The sequence below is a fragment of the Kitasatospora sp. NPDC057940 genome (genome assembly GCF_042887425.1).
Taxonomy (GTDB): Bacteria; Actinomycetota; Actinomycetes; order Streptomycetales; family Streptomycetaceae; genus Kitasatospora.
Map to the genome: position 1 here is coordinate 271,854 of NZ_JBHVPH010000008.1, position 15,671 is coordinate 287,524.

General features: G+C 75.1%; 11 protein-coding genes and 1 pseudogene. 2 read left to right on the forward strand and 10 right to left on the reverse strand.

Translation table 11 applies throughout. From position 1 onward, the window contains the following. Nucleotides 1-175 precede the first annotated feature (175 nt). Together ACFVTF_RS16240 and ACFVTF_RS16245 are read left to right on the forward strand one after the other, a co-directional pair. Nucleotides 176-1,549 (forward strand): diaminobutyrate--2-oxoglutarate transaminase, encoded by a 1,374-nt coding sequence (locus ACFVTF_RS16240; protein WP_387814128.1) that lies wholly within the window; start codon nt 176-178, stop codon nt 1,547-1,549. A gap of 209 nt (nt 1,550-1,758) precedes the next feature. Then, nucleotides 1,759-3,222 carry a pyridoxal phosphate-dependent decarboxylase family protein gene (locus ACFVTF_RS16245; protein ID WP_387814064.1) on the forward strand — a complete coding sequence of 488 codons (1,464 nt, stop codon included), beginning with the start codon at nt 1,759-1,761 and terminating at the stop codon, nt 3,220-3,222. A 144-nt stretch (nt 3,223-3,366) separates the two neighbouring features. Here the strand turns inward: ACFVTF_RS16245 and ACFVTF_RS16250 are convergent, their stop codons facing one another. From ACFVTF_RS16250 to ACFVTF_RS16295, 10 genes and pseudogenes are all read right to left on the reverse strand, one after another. Then, entirely contained in the window at nt 3,367-4,164 is a 798-nt protein-coding gene (locus ACFVTF_RS16250) for an inositol monophosphatase (RefSeq protein WP_371522920.1), read from the reverse strand. Between the two features lie 250 nt (nt 4,165-4,414). Then, the gene (locus ACFVTF_RS16255; RefSeq protein WP_387814066.1) at nt 4,415-5,641 is read right to left on the reverse strand and encodes a type III PLP-dependent enzyme; all 1,227 of its coding nucleotides are present in this window, start codon (nt 5,639-5,641) and stop codon (nt 4,415-4,417) included. Next, entirely contained in the window at nt 5,638-7,407 is a 1,770-nt protein-coding gene (locus ACFVTF_RS16260) for an IucA/IucC family protein (RefSeq protein ID WP_387814130.1), read from the reverse strand. The genes ACFVTF_RS16255 and ACFVTF_RS16260 overlap by 4 nt, the downstream gene beginning before the upstream one ends. A gap of 462 nt (nt 7,408-7,869) precedes the next feature. Continuing rightward, a pseudogene (locus ACFVTF_RS16265) lies at nt 7,870-8,625 on the reverse strand (MFS transporter); the annotation flags it as partial. Beyond that, nucleotides 8,622-10,337 (reverse strand): IucA/IucC family protein, encoded by a 1,716-nt coding sequence (locus ACFVTF_RS16270; RefSeq protein WP_387814068.1) that lies wholly within the window; start codon nt 10,335-10,337, stop codon nt 8,622-8,624. The gene ACFVTF_RS16270 and the pseudogene ACFVTF_RS16265, both read right to left, overlap by 4 nt. Next, complete coding sequence (locus ACFVTF_RS16275; protein WP_387814070.1) at nt 10,334-11,542, reverse strand: acetyl-CoA carboxylase biotin carboxylase subunit family protein; 1,209 nt, start codon at nt 11,540-11,542, stop codon at nt 10,334-10,336. The genes ACFVTF_RS16270 and ACFVTF_RS16275 overlap by 4 nt, the downstream gene beginning before the upstream one ends. Before the next feature lie 103 nt (nt 11,543-11,645). Beyond that, entirely contained in the window at nt 11,646-12,635 is a 990-nt protein-coding gene (locus ACFVTF_RS16280; RefSeq protein WP_387814072.1) for an ABC transporter substrate-binding protein, read from the reverse strand. An 87-nt stretch (nt 12,636-12,722) separates the two neighbouring features. Continuing rightward, nucleotides 12,723-13,565, reverse strand: a complete 843-nt coding sequence (locus ACFVTF_RS16285) for an ABC transporter ATP-binding protein (RefSeq protein ID WP_387814074.1) — start codon at nt 13,563-13,565, stop codon at nt 12,723-12,725. Then, nucleotides 13,565-14,599, reverse strand: a complete 1,035-nt coding sequence (locus ACFVTF_RS16290; protein WP_387814076.1) for a FecCD family ABC transporter permease — start codon at nt 14,597-14,599, stop codon at nt 13,565-13,567. Before ACFVTF_RS16290 ends, ACFVTF_RS16285 begins: the two co-directional genes overlap by 1 nt. Continuing rightward, complete coding sequence (locus ACFVTF_RS16295) at nt 14,596-15,561, reverse strand: FecCD family ABC transporter permease (protein ID WP_387814132.1); 966 nt, start codon at nt 15,559-15,561, stop codon at nt 14,596-14,598. The genes ACFVTF_RS16290 and ACFVTF_RS16295 overlap by 4 nt, the downstream gene beginning before the upstream one ends. Nucleotides 15,562-15,671 lie beyond the last annotated feature (110 nt).

The window sequence follows — 15,671 nt, forward strand, 5'->3', positions numbered from 1 at the left end:
GTTAGGCTTACCTAACTTCTTCTGGGGGTTTGCCTTGTCGCTCGCCGCCGTTCCCGCCCAGGCCCCGGCCTCCTCCTCCGGAACTGTCGGAGCCGCCGGAGCCGCCGGAGGTGTCGAAGCCGCCGGTGCTGCCGGTGTCGCTGGAGCCGCCGGTGCCCCGGCCTCCGGCGAGGCCATCCTGCGCCGCCAGCGCGTACGCGAGTCCGCCGCCCGTACGTACGCCCGGTCCTTCCCGATCGTCCCGGTACGGGCCCACGGCATGACCGTCGAGGGCGCCGACGGGCGGCGCTACCTGGACTGCCTCTCCGGCGCCGGGACGCTCGCCCTCGGGCACAACCACCCAGTGGTGCTGGAGGCGATCCGCCGCACCCTCGACAGCGGCGCCCCGCTGCACCTGCTCGACCTCGCCACCGCCGAGAAGGACGACTTCACCAGCGCCCTCTTCGAGAGCCTGCCCGCCGACTTCGCCGCCGGCGCCCGGATCCACTTCTGCGGGCCCGCCGGCACCGACGCCGTCGAGGCCGCGCTCAAGCTGATGCAGACCGCCACCGGCCGGTCCGGCGCGCTCGCCTTCACCGGCGCCTACCACGGCATGACCGCCGGAGCCCTGGCGCTCACCGGCAACGTCGCCGTCAAGGAACCGCTGCCGAGCGGCGGCGACGTCGTCCGGCTGCCCTACCCGTACGGCTACCGCTGCCCGTTCGGCGTCGGCGGCGAGGCCGGCGCCGACCTCGCCGCGACCTACGTCGAACGGCTGCTCGACGACCCCTCGGGCGGGGTCGTCCCGCCCGCCGCGATGATCCTGGAAGCCGTCCAGGGCGAGGGCGGCGTCGTCCCCGCGCCCGACGGCTGGCTGCGCGAGATGCGCCGGATCACCGCCGAACGGGGCATCCCGCTGATCGTCGACGAGGTGCAGACCGGCGTCGGGCGCACCGGGGCGATGTGGGCCGTCGAGCACAGCGGCATCGTCCCGGACGCCATGGTGCTCTCCAAGGCCATCGGCGGCAGCCTGCCGCTCGCCGTCGTCGTCTACCGGGAGGACTACGACGGCTGGCGCCCCGGCGCCCACACCGGCACCTTCCGCGGCAACACCCTCGCCATGGCCGCCGGCGCCGCCACCCTGCGCCACGTCGCCGCCCACGGGCTGGCCGAGCGCGCCGCCGTCGTCGGCGAGCGGATGACCGCCCGGCTGCGCGGGCTCGCCGCCGAACTGCCGGTGATCGGCGATGTGCGCGGGCGCGGCCTGATGCTCGGCGTCGAACTCGTCGACCCCGCCGCCGAACCGGACGCCTGCGGGGCCAGGCCGGCCGACCCGGCGCTCGCCCGCCGGGTGCGGGAGGCCTGCCTGGCGCGCGGGCTGATCGTCGAACTCGGCGGGCGCCACGACGCGGTGCTGCGACTGCTGCCGCCGCTCACCATCACCGACGAGCAGGTCGCCGCGGTGCTCGACCGGCTGGCCGACGCGATCGCGGCCGCCGCGGCCGCCGCGGCCGTCGATCCCGCCGCTGCGGCGAGCGGCGTGGCTCCCGTAGTCCGGGGCGCCGAATGAGCGCGCGGCGAGGGGGCGGTGGCGGTGGCGGTTCAGGGGAAGGCTCGGGAGGCGGTTCGGGCGCCCGATCCGGGGCCGGTGGTGACTCCGGGGCCGAGGGCGGTTCCGGAGGCGGGGCCGGTTCTGGAGTCGGAGGTGGTTCGAGGGCCGGGGGTGGTTCCGATTCGGGTTCCGGCGCCGCCGCCGGACTGCCCGGCGGGCCCGGCCCGTTGGACGCCCTCGCGGGCGGCGTCGGCGGGCCCGGCGCGCTCGGACCGCTGCTGGCCACCGTCCTCGACGCGCTCGACCACGGCATCGCCCTGCGCGGCGGGCCGCTGCCCGCAGGCAGCCCGGCCGAGCTCGGCGCGCTGGTCGCCGACGGCCTGGCCGGCGCCCACGGGCCCGGCGCGCTCGCCCGCCTCACCGAACTCCTCGCCTACGGCGCCGCCGACCCCGCCGACCCGGCCTGCGCCGCCCACCTGCACTGCCCGCCGCTCGCCGTGGCCGCCGCCGCCGACCTCGCGGTCAGCGTCCTCAACCCCTCCCAGGACTCCTGGGACCAGGCCCCCGCCGCCACCGCCCTGGAAACCGCCCTCCTCGCCGAACTCGCCGCCCTGGTCGGCTACGACCCGGCCCGCGCTGCCGGCGTCCTCACCTCCGGCGGCACCGAGTCCAACCTCATGGGACTGATGCTGGCACGGGATCAGAAGCTGGACGGCATCGTCGAGTTGGACGGCATCCCGGCCGGAGTCCGGCCGTGCGTCGTCGCCTCCGAGGCCGCGCACTTCTCCGTCCAGCGCGCCGCCGCCCTGCTCGGGCTCGGCGAGCGCGCCGTCACCACCGTCCCCGTCGACCGGCAACTCCGGATGGAACCGAAGGAGTTGGAGCGGGCCCTGGCCGAGGCCAGCTGGGCCGGACGCACCCCGATCGCCATCGTCGCCACCGCCGGCACCACCGACACCGGCGGCATCGACCCGCTGCACGTCGCCGCCGACCTGGCCGGCCGCTACGGCGCCTGGCTGCACGTCGACGCCGCGTACGGCGGCGGCGCGCTGCTCTCCGACCGGCTCGCCCCGCTCCTCGACGGCATCGACCGCGCCGACTCCGTCTCCCTCGACTGGCACAAGCTCGGCTGGCAGCCCGCCGCCGCCGGCGTCTTCCTGGTCCGCCGCACCGAGACCTACGTCTCGCTCGCCCGCCGCGCCGAGTACCTCAACCCCGTGGACGACGAGCAGGCCGGCTACCCCAGCCTGCTCGGCCGCTCGCTGCGCACCACCCGGCGGGCCGACGCCTTCAAACTCGCCGTCACCTTGCGCACCCTCGGCCGCGACGGGCTCGGCCGACTCGTCGACGCCTGCCACGAACTCGCCCGGTCCGCCGCCGAGGCCGTCCGCGCCGAACCGTCGCTCGAACTCCACGCCGAACCCGCGCTGACCGTCGTGCTGTTCCGCTACCGGCCGCCGGGCCTGACCGACGAGGCCGCCGTCGACGAACTCAACGGCAGCCTGCGCCGGTTGCTGCTGCGCACCGGGCGGGCGGTGGTCGGGCGGACCGAACTCCCGGGCGAGGGGTCGGGCCGGGTGCGGCTCAAGCTCACCCTGCTCAACCCGCACGCCACGGCGGAGGAGGTCCGTGCACTGCTGCGCGAGGTGGTGGGCGCCGGGCGGAAGGCCGAGGGGGACCGGGCCGGTTAGAGCAGGGTCGCAGGGCAGGTCGCCGCCGGCCGCCCGGCACCGGACGGGCCCGGTCGAGACCGAGGACCGGGACGCCTGTTCACGGCCGCCACCACATGGCGGCTGTGGTGGCCGTGGTGGTGACGGTGCTGTGGTTGCGGTCAGTCAGTCGCTCAGGAGGGTGGTGCGGGTGAGCTCCCAGGTCTCCGGGTCGGCGGCGACCAGCAGGCCGTTCTCGCAGCCGGGGGCCTCGGGGCGGTAGGGGGTGCCGTCCAGCCGGGCGGACACGCCGCCGGCCTCGGTGACGAGCAGGGAGCCGGGGGCGTGGTCCCAGGGGAGGGTGCGCCAGTAGAGGAGGAAGTCGAAGCGGCCCTCGACGACGTCCGGGTACTCGATTCCGGCGGCGTGCCGACCGGGGGAGACCTCGCCGAAGGCCGACTCGTTGGCCTGCAGAAGCCGGCGGTGTTCCGGGTCGAGGTAGCGGCTCTTCACGGATCCGCGCAGCTTCGCGGCGTCGCGCGGTGCCGGCGGTCGGGTCAGGCGCACGCCGTTCCGCCAGGCCCCGGAGCCCAGTTCGGCACAGTAGGCGGTGGCGGTGGCCGGCTGCCAGATCCAGGAGGCGACGGTCTCTCCGCCGCGGACGAGCGAGCACATCACGGCGTACTCGGGGCGGCCTGCGACGAAGTTGGAGGTGCCGTCGACCGGGTCGACCAGCCAGGCGGCGGGCTCGTCGTGGAGGGCCTGGGCGAGTTCGGGGTCGGCGGAGACCGCCTCCTCGCCGACCACGGGGACGGGCAGCAGCTCGCGCAGACGGCGGGCGATGATCACCTCGGCCTCCCGGTCGGCGACCGTCACGATCTCGCCGGGCGCCTTCTCCATCACCTCGCCGGCGGCCAGCGCGCGGAAGCGCGGCTCCACCACCTCGGCCGACGCCTCGGCGAGTATCTCCGCCACCTTGTCCATCAGCACGTTCGCGCTCCCTTCGCTGCCTACCACTGTCGCACGAGTGTGCGGAGGCGACCTGCGGCGACCCCTGGGGCGGGCGGGGCCCGCGGGTGGGGTCCGGCGCGCGGACGGGCGGGCGGCGGGGGCGCGCACAGGGAACGGCGAACAGATGACAGCTGACAGATAACAGATAACAGATTTCGAAATCTGTTATCTGTCATCCGTCGGCTGTCATCTGTTACCTCTCGGCCGTCGGCCGGGGGTGCCCTCAGCCGCCCAGGTAGTGGAACCCCGGGCGCGGGTGCATCAGGAACTCGTGGTGCGAGATGTTCCAGGCGTACGCGCCCGCCATCGCGAACAGCACCCGGTCGGCTGCCCGCAGGCCGTCGGCGTCGGCGGTGGCCCGGGCGAGGACGTCCTTCGGGGTGCAGAGCTGGCCGGCCAGGGTGGCGCGGCCGGTGGCGACGGCGGGGCGCGGCCACGGGTGCGGCCAGGCGTCGACCGGGAGCACCTCGAAGGGCTGGGAGTGCCCCCGGGTGGCGGGGGTGCGCAGGTGGTGGGTGCCGCCACGGACCACCGCGAAGTCCTCGCCGTGGCTCCGCTTCACGTCCAGCACCTCGGTCGCGTACCAGCCGCAGTGGGCGGTCAGGGCCCGGCCGGGTTCGATCCGCAGGGTCAGGCCGGGGTGGGCGTCCAGCAGCTCGGCCAGCCCTTCGCCGAAGGCCGTCCAGTCGAAGTGGTTCGCCGGGTCGTCGTAGTCCACGGCCATTCCGCCGCCGACGTTGACCTCCGCCAGCGGGAAGCCGTGCCGCTCGGCCAGCGCGGCCGACCAGGCCACGATCTGCTCGGCGACGGCCAGTTGCTCCGCCGCCGCGAGCCCGCTGGCCAGATGGGCGTGCACACCGCGCAGGCGCAGCCGCCGTCCGAGCGGGCCGGTGCCGGTGCCATCGCCGGTGCCGTCGTCGGTGAGCCGGCGCACGCACTCCTCGGCGCGGTCCGGGTCGAGCCCGAAGGGCGTCGGCCGCCCGCCCATCGCGAGTGCCACCGCGTCGAGCGCGCCGGTGGCGACCGGCAGGTTGACCCGGAGCAGCACGTCGACCACCGTGCCCGGCCGGTCCGCGAGGACGGCGTCGAGCCGGTGCAGTTCCTGCTCGCTCTCGATGTGCCAGCGGTGCACCCCGGCGTCCACGGCGGCGGCGATCTCGGCGGGCGTCTTGCCGGGGCCGCCGAAGGCCAGCGGCGCGTCCGGAACGGCCGCCCGCACGTGCGCCAACTCACCTCCGCTGGAGACCTCGTAGCCGTCGACCGCGTCGCGCAGCGCGGCCAGCAGCGGCGCCTCCGGATTGGCCTTGGCGGCGTAGTGCAGCTCGACCCGTGCGGGCAGTGCGGCCCGGACGGCGGCGGCGTGCGCGCGCAGCGCCGCCAGGTCGTAGACGTAGGCGGGCAGGTCGTCGGGCGCGAGGGCGGCGACGTGCCGGCGGACGATCTCGGTCATCGGGCGACGCTCCCGACAGACAGGGGGGTGGCGGCGCGGGCGGCCTGGGCGAGGACGGATCCGGCGAGCGGTGAGGCCAGTCGGACGTAGCCGGCCTGCCGGTCGGCCTTGCGCTCCCAGCGGGTGAGCAGGTTGGCCTTGGCCGGCAGCGGTACGCCCGCGAGCAGCGCCCGCAGTCGGGGCGGGCGGCCGTGGCCTGCCGCGTACTGCTCCAGGGTGTCCCGGACCGCCTGCCACAGGGCGCCCTCCAGCTCGGGGTGGCGGTCGGCGAGGGCGGCCAGCAGTTCGGCGACGTGGTTGACCAACAGGCAGTAGACCACCCGGTCCCAGCCGCGTTCGGCGTCGTACGTCATCGGACCGGCGACCTCGGGCGGGAGGGCGGCCAGGATGCCGGCGTTGTGCTCGGGGACGAGCTTGGTGCCCTCCAGGTCGCGGAAGAGCACCTGGGCGGGGTGCCCGGTGGCGTCGACGCCGATGAGCACGTTCTGCAGGTGCGGCTCCAGCACCACGCCGTGGTCGAAGTAGGCGGCGAGCACGGGCGGGACGAGCAGCCCCAGGTAGGCCCGCCACCAGTCCAGGGCCCGGGAGGCGTCAGAACTCCCCTCCAGCAGCCGGGAGATGTGGGCGGAGCTGGTCGGGTGCTCGTCGGCGACGGCGGCGGCCAGCAGCGGGGTGACGCCGGGCCGCAGCACGCCGCCGAAGCCCTCGCGGACGATCAGGCCGAAGCCCTCGTAGAGCGCCTGGTCGGGTCGGCCGTCGGCGCCGGGCAGGGCGAGGGTGCGGAACGCGGGCTCGCGCAGCATCGCCGCCTCGGGGAAGCGCCGGGCGAGGTCGGCGAGCGCGGGGGCGAGCAGTCGGGTGAGTTCGACGGCGCCGGTGAGCTCGTAAGCGGCGTTCTTGCGCAGGCAGTTGGTGATGCGCACGTTGAGGCTGAACTTGAGGAAGGCGTCCGCGCCGTGGAGGGTGCGCACCGAGGCGGTGGCGGCGAACTCCTCGCCGCGCGGCCCGAGGTCGAGGACGTCCCCGCGGTCGAGGGCGTCGCGCAACAGCGGGTGATCGCCGATGAGTCGGTACTGCCAGGGGTGGGCGGGCAGCAGGCGGTAGCCGTCCGGGACGTCGCCGAGGCCGTCCAGCAGGGCGCTCGCGCTCTCGTCCAGGGACTGCTCGGCGAGCAGTTCGGTGCGGACGGCGAGGTGGCGCAGCGGGAACGCCGCACGGGACTCCGGGGCGTACCCGCGCCAGTCCCCCCGGGCGGCGGAGCGGGACTTGGGCGCCGGGTGGAAGCGGTGGCCGAACAGCAGGGCCTGCTCGGACTCCAGGTAGCGGTCCGGTCCGGCGGCCGGGCGGCCGGCCAGGCTCTGCCGGAGGCCGTCGTGGCTGGAGGTGACCTGGCCGAGGAACTCCTCGTTCACCGTGCCGGTGCGCAGCTCCAGTTCGTCCTGCACGTGTTCCGCCAGCTCTCGCCAGTCCAACTCCGCCCAGGTGCCGCCTCGTTCGATCTCGACCGGGCCGGTGAAGCGGTGCGCGCCGAGCAGCGAGGTGCGGCGCAGGGCGATCCGCAGCAGGACGCCGCGCCGGGGCAGGCGCAGCAGCAGGCGGCCGTCGGCCACGGCGGTCTGGTGCTCGGGGGCGGAGACCTCGCGCAGCAGGCAGTTCAGCAGGGTGTGGGCCACCGCGTCGTCGGCGGTGGGCAGTTCGTGGCCGATCGGCTCGTGGGTGACCGACTTGGGGGTGATCGGCTGGGGGGTGAGCGGCTCGGGGGTCATCGGCGACTCCAGCGCTTGGCGGAGGGACGGGAGGGAGAATGCGGTGGCCGCGACGGCGGCCAGCAGGGCGGCAGCGGTGCCGGCGACCACGGGCGCGGCGGCCCCGAACTGCCCGTTGGCCAGCGCCGCGACGGCGCCGGCGGCGACGGCGCCGCCCTTGGAGACGAGTTCGAGCGTGCCGAACATCCGCCCGGGCGCGCGGCCTCGGGCCGCTCCGGCGGCGAGCACGGCGAGGCAGACCAGGCCGAGCGTGAGCCCGGCGCCGAGCAGCAGCCGGACGGCTATGAAGGCCGGCAGCGAGTACGCGACGGCGTGCCCGGCCAGGCCGAGCGCGACGAAGCCGAAGCCGAGCGCGATGCCGGTGTGCGGGCGGGCGTGGAACAGCGTGTGGACGCGCGCGGCGAACACCAGGTAGCACAGGTGCGGCAGGGCGAACAGCACGCCGGTGGTGGTGCCGGAGACGCCGGGCAGCCGCTGCTCGGCGAGCGAGATGAGATAGGGGAAGGAGATGACGGTGGCGAAGACGAAGACGAACTCGAAGACGTAGAGCGGGAGGAGCGGGGCGGCGGGCGCCCGCTCGGCGCGGCCCTGCGACGCGGGGGCGGCCGCCGGACGGTCCGGCTCGGGCAGTAGCGACAGCAGCAGCGCGGCGGCGAGCGGGAGGACGGCCATCACCAGGTACTGGCGGTGCGGGTCGATCCACGGGGACAGCGCACCGACCAGGATCGGCGCGGCCACCAGGGCCGCCCGGGCGCTGCCCTGCATCAGGGTGAGTGCGCGGGACAGCCGCGGTCCGTCGAGGGCGGCGGCGAGGTAGCCGTTGGTGGCGGCGAAGGTGCCGCCGAGGAAGCCCTGGAGGACCAGCGCGAGGGTGAACGCGGGCAGGCTGGCGGCGGCCCCGGCCAGCAGGAAGGAGACGGTGAGCCCGAGTTGGGCGCGCAGCAGCAGCCGCTTGCGGCCGAAGCGGTCGGCGAGCCGGCCCCACAGCGGTGCGCCGAGCGCGCTGAAGACCGTCGGGACGATGTAGAGCACGCCGGCCCACCGGGCCTGCGGATCGCCGAGCGTGGGCAGGATCGCGGTCAGGTACGGCGGCAGTCCCAGTGCGGCGAAGGAGGCGACGAAGTAGCAGGCGGCGACGGCGTGCACCTGGCGGCGGCCGAGTCCGCCGGAGTGCTCGATCCCGTGGCCGGACCGCTGCGGGACGGCCTCCGCACTCACCGGGCGATCCCGTTCGCCAGCAGGTAGTTGGGGCCGCTGGTGTAGTGCTTGTTGATGTCGGCGGCGCCCGAGCGCTGCTTGCTGAGCAGGGTCCCGGCGCTGACCATGGCCTTGACCGGCAGGCGTTCGGCCTCCAGCAGGTCCGTCCGCAGCGGGTCGCCGGTCGGCCCGATCCGGTCCACGGCCTCGGCCAGGCGCTTTCTCAACAGTGCGAGCACGTCGGTGAGTTCGGCGCGTCGGTGCTCGGCGAGGCCGAACGCGAGCGCGCCGGTGCACAGGTGGCCGGTGATGGTGGTGAACAGGTCGGTGAGCGCTTGGTCGTCGTGGCCGAAGATCCGGGCGTCGTCGAAGTCGGCCCGGGCCGGGGCGAGTTCGCCGAGGCGGGCGGTCATCCGGGCGGTGTGCACGCGGGGGCCGTCGTCGTCCTTGTAGAGCAGGCGCAGTCCGTCGCCGTCGAGTACCAGGGAGGTGTTCTGCTGGTGCGACTCCAGTGCTATGCCGTAGTCGAACAGCGTGGTCTGCCAGTCCAGCAGCAGTTCCAGCAGAGAGTCGTAGAAGGCGAGTTGGTCGCCGCCGTGGAAGCGGTCGGCGAGGTGGTCGAGCACCAGGCGGCCGCCGGGCGCGGGGGCCAGCAGGGCGGCCAGCGGGACGGTGACGGCCCGTTCCAGCCCGGCGGGGTAGCGGCGCAGCAGGACGGCCAGCAGTTCGTGGCCGGCGTGCGCCCAGGTCTGCTCGTCGGCGTGCAGGACGCGGCCGGCGAAGCGCGGCTCGTGGGCCAGCACGGCCTCGACCAGGCGCTGGCCGGCGGCGCCGTCGAGCAGCGTGCCGGGCTTGATGGTGCGGCGGTTGAGTCGGCCCAGCGTGGCGGTGGCGAGCGGGAGTTTGAGGTGGCAGGCGGGGTCGTCGACGACGGCGACGGTGCGCATGGAGAGCGTCGGTACGACGGTCAGGTAGGGCCGTTCGGCGAGCACCGCGCGGCCGGCCAGGCCAGCCGCCTCCAGCGCCTCGTCCAGCGGGGCGCCGACGGTGAGGGGGTGGACCGGCAGGGTGCTCCAGCCGTCGCCGGGGCAGGCGTCCGCAAGGCCCAGCCAGGCCGGAGTGGGCCACCAGCTCGGGAGCGGGCGCCGGCCGTGGGTGGTGAGGGCGTCCGTCGGGACGGCCAGCCAGCGCAGCTCGAAGGCTGGGTGGAACTCCGGCGCGTAGGAGCTCAGTTGGGCTTCGGTGAGGCCGGCCCGGCCGCGCGCGGTCGGGTAGACGGGGTGGTCGAGGTAGGCGGCCAGGGTGTCGTGGCCGAGGGCGGCGGCCAGGCCGGTCCAGTCGGCCGGGTCCTCGCCGTACAGGTCGGTGAGCCGGGCGTGCACCTCGGGCCGCGCGCGCTCGTGCAGTTCCATGGTGGCGAGGGTCTGGCGGCACTCCTCGGCGAAGGCGTCCCAGCCGGGCCGGTCCTCGGCCTCGGCCAGGCCGGCCAGGGCCGCCACGACGGCGTCCAGGCCGGTGAGCCGGCGCCCGGCCAGCTCCAGCAGGGGCAGCCGGGCGGCGTACTCGCACTGGAAGCCCTCGACGGCGACGGGCAGGGCGAGTCCGGCGTCCGCGACGGTGAACCAGGCGCCGTCCGCGCGGTCCTCCACGGCGCCGCGGGTGCGCAGGCCGAGGACGTCCTCGCGCAGCAGGGCGGAGAGCACCCGCAGGGTGAGCTGCTCGTCGGCGGTCACGGGGTGATCTCCCAGCGGTTGGCGGCGCGGAACCGGGCGACGGCGGCGTCCACGGCCTCCTGGTCGGCGCCGACGGCCCACATCACGCCCAGGTAGTCGCGGTTGGTGCGGTAGTGCTCGTGCCGCTCGCCGAGCGGGCGCAGCGGGCGGTAGGCGAGCCGGACGCCGTCGCGCTCCTCGTCGTACGGGCCGGGGGCGGCGGTGAGGATGCCGGCGCGGTCGGCGCAGACCACCTCGTTGCGGGCCCGGCGCGGGGTCGCGGCGCACTGCGCGCCGAGGTCCGCGGGGAGTTCCCGGCCGAGGTGGGCCGCGAGGATGTGCTCGAAGAGCGGGACGCCGAGGATCTCGGCGAGCATCAGGTCGCACTGGTCGCCGATGGCGCGGTAGTTGACCTCGATGATCCGGGCGCGGCCGTCGGGCTGCACGACGAACTCGGTGTGGCAGGCGCCGAGTCCGATCCCGAGCGCGTCGAGTTGGGCGAGCACCTGCGCGACCACCTCGCCGGGGTGCGCGGGGGTGAACTCCAGCACCTCCTCGATGAAGTCCGGCGGCGGGGAGAGCTGCGTGCGGAAGCCGCCGAGGACGTGCCGGCGGCGGCCGTCGCCGAGTGTCTCCAGGGTGCACAGCCGGCCGTCCAGGAACTCCTCGACGACCAGCGTCGCGCCGGCCCGGCGGTGCTGGATCTCCCGGCAGCGGAGGGCGAGTTCGGCGGCGTCGGCGACCAGTGTGACGTCCTCGCTGGCCACTCCCTCACGGGGTTTGACCACGCACGGGAACGGCGGCTCCAGCTCGGCCGGGTCCTGCCCGGAGGGCAACTCGGCGGACCAGACGGCGTCCTGCCCGGTCAGGGCGAGGTGGCGGCGCAGCTGGCCCTTGTCCTTGGCCCGCAGTGCGGCCTTCCAGTCCTTGCCGGGGAGGCCGAAGTACTCGGCGGCCAGGGCGGTCTGGGTCTGCAGGTGGTCGCTGTTGCTGAACACCGCGTCGGGCGCGTGGTGGCGGGAGACCAGGCTGATCACGGCGCGGAAGTCCCGGACGTCGCACTCCAGCACCTCGGGTGCGGTGAACGGGAGGTCGGCGTAGGCCTTCCGGTGGGGTTCGGCGTGGTCGGTCAGGACGGTGACGTCGAGCCCGAGCCGGGCGGCGGCGGGCAGGAAGCCGGCGGTGACCGAGTCGGTGGGGTTGAGGGCGAGCAGGTAGAGCCGCATGGGGTGGTGGTCCTCGGGGGTGGTGGCGGACGGGAGCGACGGCGGGCGGTGGCGGTGGCGGCCACAGCGGCAGCCGCCACCGCCCGCCGTCGTCCGTCGGCGGTTACTTGGGCGCGTCCACGCCCGCGGCCTTGGCGATGTCGCCGAGCATGGCGTCGGCGGCCTGGACGCCGATGCCGGACATCCAGGTCTCGTCCGGGACGTTGAAGACCTTGCCGTTCTTGACGGCGTTCAGGCCCTGCCAGACCGGGGTCTGCTGGACCTCGCTCTCCTTGGTCTTGGACGGGTCGTCGGCGGTGGTGACGAACACCAGGTCGGCGTCGGCCTGGTTGATCTGCTCGGCGCTCACCTCGACGATGTTCTTGTCGACGTCCTGGGCGGCCGGGCGGGCCAGGCCGACGTCCTTGAGCACCACGCCGCTGTAGGAGGCCTTGGCGTAGAGGCGGGTCGGCCCGGCCACGAAGCGGACCACCGAGGCGGTCGGCATGGCGCCGCCGTTCTTCGCCTTGATGGCCTCGCCGAGCTTGGCGGCCCGCGCCTCGTAGTCGGCGAGCGCCTTCTTGGCCTCGTCCTCCTTGCCGAGGGCCTGCGCGTAGAGGGCGAGGTTCTCCTTCCACGGGAACCCGGTGGTCTCGGCGAGCACGGTCGGCGCGATCGCGTTCAGCTGGTCGTAGACCTTGGCGTGGCGGACCTTGGAGGAGAGGATCAGGTCGGGCTTCAGGGAGGCGATCAGCTCCAGGTTCGGCTCGTTCATCGGGCCGACGTCCTTGGTGTCCTTGATCTTGTCCTTGAGGTAGTTCGGGAACCCGCCCTCGGTCTTCATGTGCGGCGACACCGCGCCGACCGGGGCGATGCCGAGCAGCGTGACGTCGTCCAGCTCGCCGCTGTCCAGCACCACGACGCGCTTGGGCTGGGCCTTGATCTGGGCCGTTCCGGCGGCGTGGGTGACGGTGCGCGGGAAGCCGGCGGAGGCGCCGGCGCTCGCGGAGGAGGCGTCCCCGCCCTGCTTGGTCCCGCCGTCGCTGCCGCAGGCGGCGAGCAGCGTGGTGGACAGGGCGACGGCGAGGACGGCGACGGGGAGGCGGCGGTTCATGGGGGTCCTTGGATCGGGTCGAGCGGGGGTCGGGTTGCGGAGCGTCGGGGGTGAGGGGCGTCGGGGGTGACGAACGGGGGTCAGCGGTCAGCGGTCGGCGGCGCGCGGCCGGGTCCGCGCCCGGGGGACGACCAGCGGCGTGCCGGTCTCCGGGTCGGGCACCACCCGGCACGGCACCTGGAACACGGCCTCGACCAGGTCGGCGGTGAGGACCTCGGCGGGCGGCCCGGCGGCGGCGAGCCGCCCGTCCTTGAGCACCACCAGGTGGTCGGCGTACCGGGCGGCCTGCCCGAGGTCGTGCAGCACCATGACGACGGTGCGTCCGGCCTCGGCGTGCAGGTCGGCGACCAGGTCGAGGACGTCGAGCTGGTGGCGCAGGTCGAGGAAGGTGGTCGGCTCGTCGAGCAGCAGCAGTTCGGTGTCCTGGGCCAGGGCGAGCGCGATCCAGGCGCGTTGGCGCTGTCCGCCGGAGAGCCGGTCGACCTGCTGCTCGCGCAGTTCGGCGGTGCCGGTCCGGGCGAGGGCGTCCTCGACGGCGGCCTGGTCGGTCCTGGACCACGGGCTGAGCATCCGCTGGTGCGGGTACCGGCCGAGCCGTACCAGCGCCTCGACGGTGATCGCCTCGGGGGTGACCGGCTGCTGCGGCAGCAGGCCCATCCGCTTGGCGAGGGCCCGGGCGGACATCCGGTGGATGTCGGAGCCGTCCAGGGTGACGGTGCCGGCGGCGGGGGCGAGCAGCCGGACCAGTCCGCGCAGCAGGGTCGACTTGCCGCAGGCGTTGGGCCCGACGATGGCGGTGACGGCGCCGCCGGGCAGGTCGAGGTCGAGTCCGTCGACGATCGTGCGGTCGCCGTAGCGCAGGTCGAGGCCGTGCGCGGCGAGCCGGTTGGCGGTGGTGGTGACGGACCCGACGGTCGTCGTGGGCGTCATCAGTTGCTCCTCTGGGGAGGCCGGCCCTGGCGGATCATCAGCGCCAGGAGCCAGGGCGCGCCGAGCGTGGCGGTGACGGCACCGACCGGCAGGCCGTGGACGGGGATCACGTGGAGCACGAGGAGGTCGGCGGACAGCAGCAGGACGGCGCCGGTGAGGGCGGTGAGTCCGAGCGTGCCGAGGGTGGGCGGCCCGGCGAGCAGCCGGACCAGGTGCGGCACGGCGAGCGCGACGAACGCGACCGGGCCGGTGAGGGCGGCGGCCAGCGAGGCGAGGGTGATGCCGAGCAGCAGCAGCCGGAGGCGGTCCCGGCCGGGGTCGAGGCCGAGGCCGCCGGCCGAGTCGTCGCCGAGGTCGAGGACCGCGATCCGCCGCTGGCAGAGCAGCACGGCCAGGGCGGTCAGCGCGATGGCGGAGCCGCCGATCCACACCTCGGTCCAGTTGCGGCCGTAGAGCGAGCCGGTCGTCCACTGCATCGCGGAGGAGGCCAGCTCGGCCGGGAACCGTACGATCATCAGGTTCACGGCGGCGGCGAGACCCTGCTGCACCGCCAGGCCGACCAGCACCAGCCGGGTGACGGCCATCTTCGACCGCCAGGCGAGGCCGCCGAGCAGCAGCGCCGCCAGCAGTCCGCCGCCGAGCGCGGCCAGCGGGATCAGCTGCTGGGAGGCGCCGGTGGCGAGCATCAGCACCGCGCCGAAGGACGCGCCGCCGGTGACGCCGATGGTGTCGGGGGAGGCCAGCGGGTTGCGGAAGAGCCGCTGGAGCACCGAGCCGGCCATCGCCAGCCCGGCCCCGGCGATCAGCGCCGACACCACCCGGGGCGCCCGGAACTGCTGCACCACCAGGACGTTTCCGGGTTCGCCCTGCCCGACGAGGGCCCGCAGCGCGTCCCATCCGGACAGGCTCAGCTGTCCGGTGCCGAGCGCGACGCCGGTCAGCACCACCAGGACGGCGGCGGCCAGCGCCGACCACGCGGCGGTGCGGGCCCGGCGGCGGGCGAGCGTGCCGACGGGCACGGCGAGCGCGGTCACCGGGCCACCTTCCGGGCCAGTACGGCGAGCAGCGGCGCGCCGAGGAAGGCGGTCACGATGCCGACCTCGATCTCGGAGGGGCGCACCACGAGCCGTCCGAGCACGTCGGCGGCGAGCAGCAGCAGCGGACCGGCGATCAGGCAGCCCGGCAGCAGCCAGCGGTGGTCGTTGCCGAGCAGCGGGCGGACCAGGTGCGGCGCGGCCAGTCCGATGAACGCCACCGGCCCGGCGACGGCCACCGCGCTGCCCGCGAGCAGGACGACGGCCAGCCCGCCGGCCAGTCGGATCCGGGCCACCGGCACGCCGAGCGACTGGGCGGTCTCGTCGCCGAGGGCGAGCGCGTTGAGGGCGGGCGAGATCGCGAACGCGCCCAGCAGGCCGAGCAGCAGGAACGGCAGCACGGGGGTGAGGGTGTCCAACTGCCGCCCGCCGATCGAGCCGGCCAGCCAGAACCGGGCTTCGTCCAGGGTGCGGTGACTGGCCAGCATCAGCGCGGAGGTCCAGGAGGTGAGCACCACGGTGAGCACGGTGCCGCCGAGCGCGAGCCGGAGCGGGTCGAGGTCGCCGCCGCGCCGGGACATCGCGTACGCGGCGACCGCGGCGACGGCCGCCCCGGCGAAGGCGAACCAGACGTACTCGACGGGCCGGGTGAGGCCCAGCGCGTAGATCGCGGCGACCACGGCGAGGCTCGCGCCGGCGTTGACGCCGAGGGTGACCGGGGAGGCGAGCGGGTTGCGGGTGACGCCCTGGGCGACCGCCCCGGCGACGCCGAGCGCGGCCCCGACGGCCAGCCCGATCACCGTTCGCGGCAGGCGAAGGCCCGTCACCACATCGGCGTCGCCGCCGTGGGCGGCCCCGGTGAGGGCGTCGGCCACGGTGGACAGCGGGATGGATCGGGAGCCGAGCGCGAGGCTCAGCGCGGCACACAGCACGAGCGCGCCCACACCGGCGAACAGCAGCAGGGGCCGCTGGACCGCCGACGATCGAGGCGTCGCCGGGGCTGTGGTGGCCGGCGGGTCGGTTCTCAACACGAGTCGAGATCTTAGGTTAGGTTTACCTAAGTTCGTCAATC